Source organism: Lysinibacillus sp. NPDC097195, from assembly GCF_044762075.1.
Taxonomy (GTDB): Bacteria; Bacillota; Bacilli; order Bacillales_A; family Planococcaceae; genus Lysinibacillus.
In genome coordinates, this window is the sequence record NZ_JBIWDP010000002.1 from 134,902 (window position 1) to 149,960 (window position 15,059).

A 15,059-nucleotide genomic window follows, 5' to 3' on the forward strand; every position below is an offset into this window, starting at 1 on the left:
TCCCTAAAATCTCTCCGCTTTTTACATATAATTGCGCTTTGCAGTATGGGCAAATAATGGCCCTTTTTTTGCTATTTGTTTATGATTTTCTACTTCAGCAACAGGTAAATTTTGTGGGAGTATGTAAAGTCTCTCTTCGTTAGTATGCCAAGCTTCTCTCATAATGGGCCTCCTACTAAAATGGTGTTTAAAGGTTATACGAATATTAGATGAATTGGTTTCAAATAATTAAAAAATAGGGGGATTCAGGTGAAGCAAGAAGATCGATATTGCTCTAGGTTTTTACTATGAGTCAATAAATATTCTGGCATTTTTTTAAGAGTATTGGATCATTAAGATATCTTCTATTAATAATACTAAATTGTCCTCTTGTGCTATTCTAAAAGTAAGAATAAAGTAAGAATAAGATATAAATACTGTACTAATAATGTAATTGAGGTGTTTTAATTGGCAGTGAAGCTTTTTTATCGTACGCAGCGCGATTTAGCGAAGGCTATAAATGATTTAGTCGATGCTTATTGGTTAGATACCATAACTGAAGAAGAGCTTATTTTAGGTGTGAAAAGTATGTATTTAAATAACCAAGACAAGTTAATGAAAGATGGTGTTTTCACAAAAGTTATTCAACAACAATGCGGAAAGCGAAGATTGTTATTAATAATGAAAATCGTGGGAATAAACAAGTAAAATAGTCTTGTCAGAAGGTGAGGAATGAATGACAATGGATATAGAATATTCTTCAGTTTTAACAGGTGCTGGATTTATGCTTTATGAGGTGAAGCAAGTAGCAAAATTAAAAGAACAAGGTTATTCGGATAAAGAAATTCGTTACAAAGTATTGGAGGAGAATATTTTTCAATATGACAAATTAACAAGCGTTAAAAGAGCATTGCCCTATATTTTAAAGCGAGTAGATTTGTTAGATGATTCTTTACGACGATTACTAATCGAAGAATCTTTTGAAGTAGGTAAGGTTATTAACTTATATGCCATCATGAAGTTTGATCTTCTATTTTTCGAATTTATGCAAGATGTTATGCAAGAAAAGTTAAATAACAACAACTATTTTTTGGATAAAGTTGATGTAAATGCATTTTTTGAAGAAAAGATGGAGCAAAGTGAATTCATGAGTTCTTGGTCAGAAAGTACAGTAGCAAAATTGAAACAAGTGTTCAAAAAGATATTGCTTCAAGTAGGGCTTTTGAAAGATTTAAAATCTGGCGAATTAAGTCGTTTATTGATTGATGATCGTATTAGAGATCAATTACAGCGTATTGGCGATATTAAATATTTAAAAGCGATGGGTGAGTGAAGAAAGTATGGCTACTTTAAAAGAAAGATTAGGAAAGATTAGCGATCGAGTAAAAGAAGATAAGTTTATAGAAGGACGGGGCTTAGGGAACGAAATTAGCTTTTACATTTTTGACTATGATCCGAAAGACGAATTAGAAGTGCGAGATTATGTTGCCGGCCTGCATAAAGAATTCAAAGGTGGATTATATGACCGAAGGGTAATCGAATTCGATTTATATAAAATGCTAATTGAAATTACGAAAGATAAAAACATTTTTGACCGTATTGCAGAAATGGAAACAAGACAAGGCAAAGATGCGCTGTTTCAAGCAATGACAACTTTTGCTAAGCCAGAGATTTTTTTGGAAAAAATTAAACAGCAGATAGAAGAACATAATGTTGTATTAATTACGGGTGTAGGGAAAGTATATCCATTTGTTCGCTCTCACAACATTTTAAACAATTTGCAAGAAGTGTTAGACAAAACACCCGTAATAATGTTTTTCCCTGGTCAGTATGATGGGCAATCATTGGAGTTATTTAATAAGTTCAAAGACGATAATTATTATCGAGCTTTTCGTTTAGTTGATTAATTGGAGGGATACAAATGCAGTTAAAACAAATGTTTGTAAAAGATATTGAGCGCGATATTCGTGGCGTTATTAAAGTAGCCCAAACGAATGAAGCTGATATTTATCAAGAGTTAGACGAGTACGTTGTTACGAAAGAGCTACATACACATTTTTCGAAGTTCTATGAAAACTACTTAAAAGGTATCCATAACAACACAGACAAAATGGGAGTTTGGATTTCAGGTTTCTTCGGTTCAGGTAAATCTCACTTCCTTAAAATACTTGCGTACCTTTTAGAAAATAGTGCAGTGCAGGGAAAAAAGCCTGTTGATTTCTTTGAAGATAAAATTAAAGATGCACTTGTTTATGCCAATATGAAACGTACGGCAGATGTTGAAACAGAAGTAATTCTATTTAATATTGATTCAAAAAGCTCTTTAGATAATAAGTCAAAAGAAGACGCTATTTTGCGCGTGTTTATGAAGGTGTTTTATGAGCATCGTGGATACTATGGTGACATTCCTGGTGTTGCAGAAATGGAGAAATACTTGGACCAACAAGGTGTCTACGATGTGTTTAAAAATGAATTTGAATCGCTTGCAGGCGAGCCTTGGGAAGAGCGTCGAAATAGCTTCTATTTCGACCGTGATTATGTTATTGGTGCATTAGTAAAAGCGAATAACATGACGGTAGAATCAGCGGGTAATTGGTTTGACAACGGTGTTAATAACTATGAAATTAGCATTGAAAAGTTTGCGAAAGACGTAAAAGAATATGTAGATAGCAAAGGTTCTAATTTCCATTTAGTGTTCCTTGTCGATGAAATTGGGCAGTATATCGGAGATAACCGAAATCTTATGCTTAACTTGCAAACATTAACGGAAGATTTAGGAACTTATGCGCAAGGTAAAGTTTGGGTTATGGTTACTTCACAGGAAAGCATTGATTCTATTATTAAAGTAAAAGGCGATGATTTCTCACGTATTCAAGGCCGTTTTGATACGCGTTTATCACTATCGTCGATTTCTGTCGACGAAGTCATTAAAAAGCGTATTTTAGAAAAACATACACATATTCATGATCGTTTACGAGCAGATTTCCCAAATAAGAGCGCGATACTGAAAAATTTAATTAGCTTTAAAGAAAGTACAGCAGATTTACGTGGCTATGCTGACGATGTGGAATTTGCAGAAGTGTATCCGTTTGTACCGTACCAATTTAAATTGCTACAAAATGTCTTCGAGCAAGTTCGTAAGCATGGTTCATCTGGTAAACATTTATCAGAAGGTGAGCGTTCAATGCTTTCTGCGTTTAAGGAAGCGGGATTGCAGTATAAAGATGCTGAAGAAGGCGCTTTAATTCCGTTCTATGCGTTTTATGACACGATTAAAGAATTTTTAAATCCATCGATTACACGTGTAATTGAAGGTTCTAAATTAAACGATGCTTTAAAAGATGATGAATTTAATACAAACGTTTTAAAAGTGCTGTTCATGATTAAATATATTAAAGAATTACCAGCGAACATCGATAATATTGCAACATTAATGGTAACAAATATTGAAGAAGATAAGCTTCAATTGAAAGAAAAAATTAATCGTTCACTAAGAAAATTAATTGGACAAACATTAATTGGAAAAAACGGAGATAACTTTGACTTCCTGACGGATGATGAACAAGATATTAATCGTGAAATTAAACAAATTAATGTTGATGAAGATGTGTTAAAACGAGAATTAGCTCAGTATATTTTCAACGATTTATATGAAGAAAAGCGCTATTCATATTCAAAGCAATACTCATTTGCCTACAATCAAATAATGGATGAAAAAACGTACGGTGCTCAATCAGCAACTGTTGGTTTGCAAATTTTATCACCGCTTTCGGATCATTATCAAAAAAGTGATCAGGAACTAATGATGATGTCATCTCGCAATGATGAAATGATTATCAAACTTGGTGGTAATGAAGCGTACGTAGATGAAATTGAAGAAGCAATTCGTATAGAAGAATACCGTAAGAAAAAGAACATTACGCAGCTGCCTGAAAATATTCAAAATATCTTAAATAACAAGCAAGTGGAAGTACGTGAAAGAAGACGTCGCGTACGAGAGTTATTAGAAGATGCAATTAAAGACGGGGCTTTTTATGTTAATGGGGAAAAATTAGATGTTAAAGGTTCATCTGTAAAAGAAAAAATTAATACAGCTTTTAAACACTTAGTTGATAATGTATACACAAAATTATCCTACATTAAAGAGTTTGTAGAGCAAGAACGTGAGCTTATTTCAATCTTAGCTACGGATGATCAACAGGTATCATTTGAAGAGCAGATGAATGCGAGTCCGAATGCACTTGCCAAAAGTGAAGTGATGGAATTTATTAACTTCCAAGAGGATCTGCAAAAGCAAATACGTGTAAAGCTTGTATATGATCGTTTTATGGATAAGCCTTATGGATGGAAACAACTTGATATTGCGAGCTTACTTGCACAACTATTAAAAGAACAGCGTATTCGCATTCGCTATAACTCAGAATATTTAGAGCCAGGACAAGACACGAATAAATTAGTAACGATGTTTGGTAAAACGGGTGAAGCAGATAAAGGGATACTTACGAAGCGTGTAAAGGTTGATGAAGCATTACTACGAAGAGCGAAAAGCATTTGTCGCGAAATCTTTCCACCAATGGATTTAGCGGACGATGAAGATAGCTTAATTCAAAACATACGTAATTTAATTCGCCAGCAAGTAGAAGAAATTAGGCAATACAAAGCAAACTATGCCACGGATAAAAAATATCCAGGACTTAGCTTATTAGATAAAGGCTTAGAGTATTTTGGACAGTTTACGCAACAATTGGATAATGTTTCGTTCCTAACTAAATTAAAAAATATGGAAGAGGATTTAGCTGACTGGAAAGACGATGTTAGCCTTGTAAAAAGCTTCTTTAGCACAAATCAAAAAGACTTGTTTGAACAAGGCGTAAATGGTCTTGCAAAATATGAGGAAAACAAAGCATATTTAGTAAGCATTGAAGTGGAAGAAGCAATGAATGAGCTTCGTGACATTTTGCAAAATCCGATTCCTTACAAAAAAATTAAAGACATTTCGAATTATCTGCATGTCTTAAATACTGAAATGACAGCTGTTTTAGCAGATAAAATGGCCAATGCTAAAGAGAAGCTGAAAGCCGATTATGATGAGTGTGCATTGCATGCAAAACAGTATGGTGTTTCAACTGTAACTACACAACGTATTGAATCATATTATGAAGGCTTAAATGCAAGCCTTGTCCAATTCGTAGACATTTTCAAAGTAGATGCAACAATTTCTCAAAGTCATAGCTTTAAAGAAAAAATATTACTAGATATTCATAGACAAATTGCGGAATGGAAACGTAAGCAAGCAAAAGAACAAGTGATTGTTGGTGAAACATCCGTAGAGCCACCAGTTGTAGATGAAGTTGAAAAACAAGTGGTAGATGTAAAACGATTGATGAATATAAAGACACTTTCTACAGAAGAGGAAGTAGATCAATACATTAATACGTTATCGAATAAATTAAAACAAATTATTAAAGCTAATAAGCAAATTGAGTTTATGGATTAGGAGTGAGTCGAGTGAATAAAAGTGCACTAAAAAAGTTCGCTACAGAAGCACGTAAAGAGCTGTTAGAACGTGTAGAGCTACAAGCAAGAAAAATCGGAATTACTGCTGACTCCATTCAAAAAGCAACAGTAGAAACTTCGGATGCCGTCTTTATTGACGGCAGACAACTTTCAGATATTGAAAGACGACAACGCAATAAGTTAATCAAGCGTATTGAGGAAATTGGCTTTAATCGTGTAATGGAAGAGACAGCATATACATGGTTTAACCGTTTTATCGCACTTCGCTTTATGGAGGTAAATGATTACTTGCCTACTAAAGTACGTGTATTATCATCATACAATGCAGATAGTGCAGAGCCAGATATGATGAAAGAAGCATTGTCGCTTGATTTAGATTTGGATAAAGAATATATTTATGAGCTAAAAATGGCAAATAAGACAGACGAGTTATTTAAGTATTTAATTAAGGTTCATTGTAATGATTTAAGTACAATTCTACCTTTTATGTTTGACACAAACGATGACTATAAACAAATTTTATTTCCCGATGGATTGCTTGGGACAGACTCTTTTGTAAGACAATTAACTAATAGAGAGATCATTTCTGAAAGTGATTGGGAAAATGTTGAGATTATTGGTTGGTTGTATCAATACTATATTTCTGAGGAAAAAGATGAAGTTTTTGCTAATCTAAAAAAGAATATCAAAATTTCAAAAGATAAAATTCCTGCGGCCACACAATTATTTACACCAAAATGGATTGTGCGTTATATGGTTGAGAATTCTTTAGGGAAAATTTGGATAGGTAGTTATCCGAATAGTGAATCAAAGAAAAAATGGAAATATTATTTAGACGAAGCTGAACAAGATGAAGACGTAATAAAAACACTTGATAAAATTCGCTATAAAAATGTAAGTCCAGAGGAAATTACGTTCCTCGATCCATGTTGTGGGAGCGGTCATATTCTTGTCTATGCGTTTGATATATTCTATGAGATGTATCTCGATAAAGGATATGTAGAAAGTGAAATACCGCAATTAATTCTAAGTAAAAATTTATTTGGTTTAGATATTGATGATCGTGCAGTTCAGTTAGCGTCATTTGCGGTTATGATGAAAGCGAGATCAAAGTCAAGAAAAGTATTTAAAAACATGGTTAAACCTAACATTTATGCGATTCAAGAGAGTAATTGGATAACGGATGAGTTAATAGAAAAAGTAGCAGAAAATAATAAGGAAATTCAAGCTTCTTTAAAAGAAATTCACAGAGTATTTTATGATGCAAAGGATTATGGCTCAATTTTAAAAATAGAACCAATAGAAGTTGATATTTTAGAGAAATTTATTACAGACTATAAAAATGAAGAAGTTACTCTTTTTGAATTACTTGAAAAAGAAATTTTAATTGAAAAATTACCAAATTTAATTCAACAGTCAAAATTGTTAAGTGAGAAGTATGATGTCGTATGTACAAATCCTCCATATATGGGTAATGGAGGTATGGATAGTAAACTTTTAGAACACGTAAAAAAATATTATCCTGATTCAAAAAATGATTTAGGTACAGTATTTATGGAGGTATCTAATAGATTAACTAAAAGAAATGGTTATTATTCAATTATTAATATACCATCTTGGATGTTTTTAAGTAGTTTTGAAGAATTGCGAAAAAAAATAATTTATAATTCAACTTTTTCAACGTTATTACATTTGGGTAGAGGGATTTTTGGAGCTGATTTTGGAACAACAGCTTTCGTAATTCAAAACTCAGAGGTTCAAAATTATAGAGGATCTTATAAAAGGCTTTTTGAAAGTCCATCAGCAGTCGATTCGTTAGAATTAAAAGAGAAGAAGTTTTTTGATGAAGGAATCTATATAAATCAGCAACAAAATTATCTGCTTGTAAATGGTAATCCTATTATTTATTGGGCAAAGAATATTGATTTGAAAAATTTCGAAGAAAATAAAAAGTTAAATGAATTAGCAGTTCCTAAAGTAGGCCTTCAAACAGGTAGTAACGATACTTTTTTAAGATTTTGGCATGAAACTGATTTTAATAAAATTGGTTTTGGAATACGTGACTTAAATGAATCCTTAGAATCTAATTATAAGTGGTTCCCATATAATAAGGGGGGAGCTTTCAGGAAATGGTACGGAAATGGTGAATATGTAGTTAATTGGGAAAGTGACGGTTTCGAAATTAGACAGCATAAAAGTTCAGTTATAAGAAGTCCCCGTTATTATTTAAAGGAAGGTCTGACATGGTCTAAGGTTACAATAGGTGGTTTCTCAATTAGATATATCCCAAAAGGTTATTTATTTGATGTTGCGGGTTGTTCTATCTTTTTTGAAAGTAATTTAGAAGAAAATATCCCCTACTTTTCGGCTTTATTAAATAGTAAAGTAGCCCAAAGAATATTATCTTTTTTAAGTCCTACTGTAAATTATGAAGTTGGGCATATAGGTAGTATTCCAATAAAAATAAAATATGATTCCACAATTATTGAATTAAGTAATAATTGTATTGCATTATCTAAAGAGGAATGGGATTCATACGAATCTTCATGGGATTTTAAGAAACATCCAATTTTATTGTATAAAGAAGAATCTAAATATTTGAATTTAGCTTTTGATAATTGGGAAAGATATACGTTTCATAGGTTTAATCAACTTAAACAGTTTGAGGAAAATATAAATAGGTATTTTATTGAATTATATGAATTAGACGATGAAATTTCTCCTGAAATTGAAGATGAAAAAATAACTTTAAATAAAGCAGACAAGCACTTAGATATAATATCTTTCATTTCATATGCTATGGGCTGTTCGTTCGGACGATATTCATTAGATGAAGAAGGTCTTATTTATGCTGGGGGTGAGTTTGATGCTTCACGCTATAAAACATTCCCTGTGGACGAAGATAATATTTTACCAATCTTACCTGGTGCATATTTCGAAGACGACATTGTAACAAAATTTTTAGATTTTGTTCGTATCACATTTAGTGAAGAAACACTTGAAGAAAACCTTGATTTTATTGCGGATGCAATCGGTCGTAAGAAAAATGAAACGGCAAGAGAAGCGATTCGTCGTTACTTCTTAAATGATTTCTACAAAGATCATGTACAAACGTATAAGAAGCGACCGATTTATTGGTTATTTACATCTGGTAAAGAGAAGGCGTTTAACTGTCTGATTTACATGCATCGTTATGATAAAACGACATTATCACGCATTAGAACAGATTATTTACATCCACTGCAAACTCGTATGGATGCGGAGAAAAAGGATTTACTTTCTATTATTGAAGGCGACTATACAACAAAAGAAATTAATGATGCAAAAAAAGAACTGAAATCGTTAGACAAAAAGATTGATGAATTGAAAACATATGATGAAAAACTACATCATATGGCAGATATGCAAATTGGCATTGATTTGGATGACAGGGTTAAGCACAACTATGATTTATTTAAAGGATTAGTTGCGAAAATATAATCGAAAGTGGAGGGGCAAAATTTTTGATATTTTGCCTCTCGTTTTCATTAGTGGGTTATAATTGATATGAAATTAACAGAAAAGAAGGTGCAGATAAATGAATATTGAACAAATAGCATCTGCATTACAAGACATTTTTAATGAGCCGTTAAAAGGCGGTGAACAGCGTAAAATTGTCTTTTGGGTAGATAAGGATCGAGAGTTTATTGAGGAAATCGATCAATTCATTATGGATGGAGTTAAAGTCCAAACATTATTGGGGAACAATCAGTTTTACATGAAGTATTTATTAGAGGAAGAGGATACAGAGTCCAATTATTTAATTTATACAAACATTGAATTAGGTTTAGAAAATAACTGGTTAGCGGATACGGTGTTGTATTCAAAAACGTTTTATGCGGACCGTATCTCACTTATTTTAAATGATCTTCAGATTGATCCAGCATTACGAGGTATCGTAAAGAAATATGAGCGCTTCTTCCAAAATAAAGAGCGTTACCGAAAATTCCAAGCGATTGGTACCGAAGTATATAGCGAAGAGTCTATCGAACTTGCGATTATGAGTGTTTTATGCAACGTGAAGGTGCCAGACTTTGAAGAAATTTTAAAAACGGTATTAACAGATACACTGGAAGATGAAAATAATAAATACTTACAGCAAATGGACAAGTTCTTTGATTCTTCTATATTTTGGAAATGTGTTGCCGATATGTACGGCTATGAACGAGAAAGTAAAACAATAAAGACATTGCTTATCCATTTAGCGGTTACGGCATTTAGTCATAGTGTACCTGAGCAATATTTAACGAATGTGAAGGACTTTGTTGCGGTTCGTAGTAAAACGAATGCGCTTGTCTTTATGGACCACTGGATGCACCATAAAACAGATTTTGAGTTATATGATAAATATGTTGAAAGCGTAGAGCAAGAAATCCAACTTTCGAAACTTTTACAACCAATTTCTATCGATGAATTTAGGCAGGCGGATACATTCCCTTATGTCGATAAAGCAATCATTATCTATATTGCGAACAGTCTTTTAGAAGGACGCGAGGATTTTGAAGAGTATATTAAGCTCATTAAGCTAAGAAGAGCGAAGCATTTTTACGAGCGTTATTCCTCGATTTACGAAGCGTTATTTTATAGCGTGAAAATGCAGGCGTTTTATACTGAGTATCGCCAGGGCATTCCTTCAGGTCAAGCATCAGAAATCTATAAAGCTTACGAAAGTAAGTATTATGTGATGGATACATATTACCGAAAGTTTTATGTGGCGTATGATGCAGAGAGCAATAATGAGATTTTGAAAAAGTTAAAAGACCTGGTGGAACACTTATATACCCATTGGTTTATGGGCGAGCTAAGTGTTAACTGGTCACAAGCTGTAAAGGCTGAGATGACAGAAGAGTGGTCATTGCCAGGTGTCATGAATCAGCAATCGTTCTATTCTTCTACAGTGGCACCGCATATGCGCAATGGTGACCGTGTATTTGTGATTATTTCGGACGCTTTCCGCTATGAGGTTGGTGTTGAACTATCTGAACGCTTAAATTCAGAAACAATTGGCTCTTGTAATATTCAAACGATGTTGAGTGTTATCCCTTCGATTACAAAGCTCGGTATGGCATCGTTACTTCCGCATAAGACATTGGATTTTGATGTATCGACACAAGTTTTAGTAAATGGAAAAGATTCATCGGGCTTAGAAAGTCGCAAGACAATCTTAAAGTCAGCAGTTGAAGACAGCATGGCCGTTCGCTTCCAAGACATTATGGATATGAATAAGGCTGGTAGACGTGAAGCCTTCAAAGGTAAAAAGCTGATTTATATTTATCACGATACAATCGATGCAATGGGCGATAAGGCGTCTACGGAGATTTATACATTTGATGCAGTTGAAAAAGCGATGAACCAGCTATATGATTTAGTTAAAATTATTCGGGACGACCTAAGTGGCACAAATGTTTATATTACAGCGGATCATGGTTTCTTATATCAACGCGAACCGTTAGAAGAAAGCGATAAGCTGGAAAAAGTTAAAATAGATACACTTGAGGTAAAGCGTCGTTACATTTTATCGAAAGAAAACGAAGCAATCGATGGACAAATTAATATTGATTTATCATCGATTGTGCAAAATGAGCATCAGTTTCATGTATATGTGCCAATGGGAACTATTCGTAATCGTATGCAAGGTGCGGGCGTGAATTTTGTGCATGGCGGGGCAAGTTTGCAAGAAATCACTGTACCGCTTCTTTCATTTAAAAATAAGCGTGCAGGACAAAAGGGAGCACAGCAATTTGCAAAGGTTGATATTAAGTTAACAAGCACGATGCGTAAAATAACAAATCGTATCTTCAATTTAAACTTCTTCCAAACAGAAAAGATTGGCGATAAATTAAAGGCTCGAAAAGTGTTCATATATATGGCTGATGAAGATAACAACATTTTATCAAATGAAGAAACGGTCATTGGAGATCGTTCATTCGATAATCCAGCTGAACGCACATTTAAGTTGAGATTTGCGTTGAAAAATATTCCGTATGACCGTAGTAAGACATATTATTTAGTTATTAAAGATGCGGAAATTGAGATGGAAATTGAGCGTATTCCATTTACGATTAATTTAGGTATCGTGAGTGATTTTGACTTTTAATAGTGGGGTGTGAACATGGAAGAGGTTTCGACACTTAATTTAGACAAAAAATTAAATGAGCATTTTGCCGGTCGTGTTGTCCGCAAAGATTTAACAAAGCTTATTAAAGAAGGGGCAAATGTTCCAATATACGTCTTGGAATATTTGCTCGGAATGTATGCTGCCACGGATGATGAAGCAAGTATCGGTGAAGGTGTAGAACGAGTTAAAAAGATCCTTGCAGAAAATTTTGTGCGTCCCGATGAAGCGGAGAAAATTAAATCTCGAATTCGTGAACTTGGTCAATACTCTATCATCGATAAAATTACAGTTGCGCTTAATCCTAAAATCGATACGTATGAGGCGGAGTTTTCTAATCTAGGTTTAAAAGGTGTACCAGTGTCCTCGAGCTATGTAAAGGAATTCGATAAGCTACTTGTTGGCGGTATTTGGTGCATGGTGAAAATAGATTACTTCTTTGATGAGGAAGTACGTAATACGAATCCATTTAGCGTGAGCAATTTAAAGCCAATTCAAATGCCGAATATGGACATTAACGAGGTATTTGAAGGGCGTAAGCAATTTACAAAGGACGAATGGATAGATGTTTTAATTCGATCAACAGGTATGGAACCAACACAGCTAGAAGAACGTGTGAAATGGCATTTGCTGCTACGTTTAGTGCCTCTTGTAGAGAATAACTATAATATGTGTGAACTTGGCCCGCGTGGTACTGGTAAGTCACACGTTTATAAAGAAATTTCACCGAACTCGATTTTAGTGTCAGGTGGCCAATCAACAGTGGCAAACCTTTTCTACAATATGTCTACTCGTAAAGTAGGACTTGTTGGTATGTGGGATTGTGTAGCGTTCGATGAAGTTGCTGGGATTCGTTTTAAAGATAAAGATGGCATTCAAATTATGAAGGACTATATGGCATCGGGTTCATTTGCACGTGGTAAAGAGGAGAAGAATGCTTCGGCATCAATGGTATTTGTAGGAAATATTAATCAAAGTGTCGATGTCTTATTGAAAACGTCGCATTTATTTGCACCGTTCCCTGAAGAGATGGCCAATGATACAGCATTCTTTGACCGTATGCATTATTACATGCCAGGCTGGGAAATTCCAAAAATGCGACCAGAGTTCTTTACGGATCGATATGGTTTTATCGTAGATTACGTTGCAGAATTTTTCCGTGAGATGCGTAAACGTTCGTTTGCAGATTCAATTGATCACTACTTTAAACTAGGTAACAATTTAAATCAACGTGATACGATTGCAGTACGTAAAACAGTTTCAGGCTTAGTGAAGCTATTATATCCACATGGTGAATTTACACGTGAAGATATCGAAGAAATATTAAAGTACGCTTTAGAAGGTCGTCGTCGTGTAAAAGAGCAGCTAAAGAAAATCGGCGGCATGGAATTTTACGATGTGATGTTTTCTTATTTGGATAAAGAAACAATGTTAGAAGAGCATGTTTCTGTACCAGAGCAGGGTGGCGGTAAGCTGATTCCTGAAGGGATGTTAAGAGCAGGACACGTTTATTTAGTTGGCCAGTCACATACAGGTATGATTGGCGTGTACAAGCTTGAAAACCAAGTCGTAAGTGGTACAGGAAAGTTTGATAAATCAGGGGTAGGTTCTTCACGTGATACAAAAGAAAGTTTAGACACAGCTTTCCGTTTCTTTACAGCGAATAGTAAAAGCGTAAGTAATTCGATTAGCACGAAAACGAAGGATTATTTAATGCATATAACGGACTTACAGGGAATTGGATTAACGTCAGAGTTAGCTATTGCAGAATTGATTGGTCTTTGCTCAGGTGCTTTAGAAAAACCTGTGCAGGAAGGTATGGTCATTATCGGTAACATGACGGTTGGTGGAACAATTGCGAAAGTAGAAGAATTCGCGAATGTTCTACAAGTTTGTGTAGATGCTGGTGCGAAGAAAGTATTAATACCAGCCGCTTCTGTTATGGATTTACAAACTGTTCCACCAGATTTATTGGTGAAGGTGCAGCCGGTGTTTTATTCGGATCCGATTGATGCTGTTTTTAAAGCTTTAGGAGTACAATAATATATTAACTTAAGGAATAGGGGGAAAGCCATTATTCCTTTTGTTTTGTGGGATAATAGTTATTGCAATTCCGATGATGAATATCATAGTCCAGAAGGGGCTGACACCAAATCGAGAAAAGATGGGGAAGGGTATTACGTTGTCGGAGGAAGAAGTGCAAGTTTTGAAGCAGCTATTAGAAAAATAGTAAAGTCGATTACGGACTATATCTATACAAAGAGATGTACATGTTTAGTGATAATAGTTTTTTATATTTTTGATTATTATTCTTGGTGTGAGGTGTACTATGAGTATTTGGTTATTTAGAGCAGGTTCAGCAGGGGAATTCGAAGAAAAGTTTTTGAAGGATGAGTGCGTATATTTAACGTGGAATGACTTGAACGTTGATTTAAGAGATTTCTCGTCACCAAGTGAGCTTAGAGAATTTTTAATTAAACATTACGATTTGGCAAAGCCAAAGACGGCTGTTAACTGGGCATCTCAAATATATCCGATTGTTTCGAGAATGCAAATTGGTGATTGGATTGTACTGCCGAGTAAACGTAGCCGTACTATTCACTTTGGAGAAATTACAGGAGAATATACTTATGATGTGTCATTGGGTAGCCCTTACTTCCATTATCGAAAAGTAAAATGGTTTGCTACGGATATTCCACGCGATAATTTTGATCAAGATCTGTTATATTCATTTGGTGCATTTATGACTGTTTGTCAAATTCATAAAAACAATGCAGAAGAACGTATTAAAGCGATGGCTAATAATGGTTGGAAACATGTAATTCAGCATACAAATGTATTGCCACTTGATAACGAGCAAGAGGGTAGTATCATTGATAATATTGAAGAGCATATGTTTGATCAAATTTCGGACTATATTACAAGGAAATTTAAAGGGCATCGTTTGGAACAATTGATAGAAGAAATTTTAAAAGCAAAAGGCTATACGACATATCGTAGTCCAGAAGGGGCTGACGGTGGCATTGATATTTTAGCTGCTTCTGGTGAGCTAGGATTTGGTGGCACAAAAATTTGTGTTCAAGTGAAATCTCATGATGCTCCTGTCGATCGTCCAGCAATGGATCAATTGATTGGGACTATGAGCAATGTTGGTGCGGAATATGGCTTATTGGTATCGTGGCGTGGCTTTAAAACGACAGTGACGAAAGAAATACCGAAGCAATTTTTTAAGTTACGCTTATGGGATGCGAATGATGTTATTAGAGAAATCTTCACTCATTATGAGCAACTGTCATTAGAGATTAAATCGGAAATCCCGTTAAAGCAAATTTGGGTACTTAATTTTGAAGAGTAGAAAAATGATAGTTTAATATTTTTACTAGAGCAGCAATACTGTCGTCTTGATACA

The 15,059-nt window shown here is 34.4% G+C and carries 9 protein-coding genes; 8 read left to right on the forward strand and 1 reads right to left on the reverse strand.

The window, feature by feature from the left end:
- Nucleotides 1-21: 21 nt before the first annotated feature.
- Nucleotides 22-162: a hypothetical protein gene (locus ACIQXI_RS14210; RefSeq protein WP_402926063.1), complete on the reverse strand. Its 141-nt coding sequence runs from the start codon at nucleotides 160-162 to the stop codon at nucleotides 22-24.
- 291 nt (nucleotides 163-453) lie between these two features.
- Here ACIQXI_RS14210 and ACIQXI_RS14215 point away from each other — a divergent pair, with 291 nt between their 5' ends.
- The 8 genes from ACIQXI_RS14215 (at nucleotide 454) to ACIQXI_RS14250 (ending at nucleotide 15,005) form a co-directional block, all read left to right on the forward strand.
- On the forward strand, nucleotides 454-687 hold the full coding sequence (locus ACIQXI_RS14215; RefSeq protein WP_402926497.1) for a TIGR04540 family protein: 234 nt from the start codon (nucleotides 454-456) through the stop codon (nucleotides 685-687).
- Nucleotides 688-715: 28 nt separating this feature from the next.
- Nucleotides 716-1,312, forward strand: coding sequence for a DUF1819 family protein (locus ACIQXI_RS14220; RefSeq protein ID WP_402926066.1), 597 nt, complete (start codon nucleotides 716-718; stop codon nucleotides 1,310-1,312).
- A gap of 7 nt (nucleotides 1,313-1,319) precedes the next feature.
- Nucleotides 1,320-1,886, forward strand: a complete 567-nt coding sequence (locus tag ACIQXI_RS14225; protein WP_402926067.1) for a DUF1788 domain-containing protein — start codon at nucleotides 1,320-1,322, stop codon at nucleotides 1,884-1,886.
- 14 nt (nucleotides 1,887-1,900) lie between these two features.
- A complete protein-coding gene (brxC, locus tag ACIQXI_RS14230; RefSeq protein WP_402926068.1) occupies nucleotides 1,901-5,476 on the forward strand; it encodes a BREX system P-loop protein BrxC in 3,576 nt (1,191 codons plus the stop codon).
- Between the two features lie 11 nt (nucleotides 5,477-5,487).
- A complete protein-coding gene (gene pglX / locus ACIQXI_RS14235) occupies nucleotides 5,488-8,976 on the forward strand; it encodes a BREX-1 system adenine-specific DNA-methyltransferase PglX (protein WP_402926071.1) in 3,489 nt (1,162 codons plus the stop codon).
- Nucleotides 8,977-9,073: 97 nt separating this feature from the next.
- Nucleotides 9,074-11,632 (forward strand): BREX-1 system phosphatase PglZ type A, encoded by a 2,559-nt coding sequence (pglZ, locus tag ACIQXI_RS14240; RefSeq protein WP_402926074.1) that lies wholly within the window; start codon nucleotides 9,074-9,076, stop codon nucleotides 11,630-11,632.
- Between the two features lie 15 nt (nucleotides 11,633-11,647).
- Complete coding sequence (gene brxL, locus ACIQXI_RS14245) at nucleotides 11,648-13,693, forward strand: protease Lon-related BREX system protein BrxL (RefSeq protein WP_402926077.1); 2,046 nt, start codon at nucleotides 11,648-11,650, stop codon at nucleotides 13,691-13,693.
- 286 nt (nucleotides 13,694-13,979) lie between these two features.
- Nucleotides 13,980-15,005, forward strand: a complete 1,026-nt coding sequence (locus ACIQXI_RS14250; RefSeq protein ID WP_402926080.1) for a restriction endonuclease — start codon at nucleotides 13,980-13,982, stop codon at nucleotides 15,003-15,005.
- Nucleotides 15,006-15,059 lie beyond the last annotated feature (54 nt).

Bases quoted from the DNA above. Each gene is read 5' to 3' on its own strand.
- ACIQXI_RS14220 (WP_402926066.1), top strand. From the start codon at position 716: ATGACAATGGATATAGAATATTCTTCAGTTTTAACAGGTGCTGGATTT.
- pglZ (WP_402926074.1), top strand. From the start codon at position 9,074: ATGAATATTGAACAAATAGCATCTGCATTACAAGACATTTTTAATGAG.
- brxC (WP_402926068.1), top strand. From the start codon at position 1,901: ATGCAGTTAAAACAAATGTTTGTAAAAGATATTGAGCGCGATATTCGT.
- ACIQXI_RS14210 (WP_402926063.1), bottom strand. From the start codon at position 162: ATGAGAGAAGCTTGGCATACTAACGAAGAGAGACTTTACATACTCCCA.
- brxL (WP_402926077.1), top strand. From the start codon at position 11,648: ATGGAAGAGGTTTCGACACTTAATTTAGACAAAAAATTAAATGAGCAT.
- ACIQXI_RS14225 (WP_402926067.1), top strand. From the start codon at position 1,320: ATGGCTACTTTAAAAGAAAGATTAGGAAAGATTAGCGATCGAGTAAAA.
- ACIQXI_RS14250 (WP_402926080.1), top strand. From the start codon at position 13,980: ATGAGTATTTGGTTATTTAGAGCAGGTTCAGCAGGGGAATTCGAAGAA.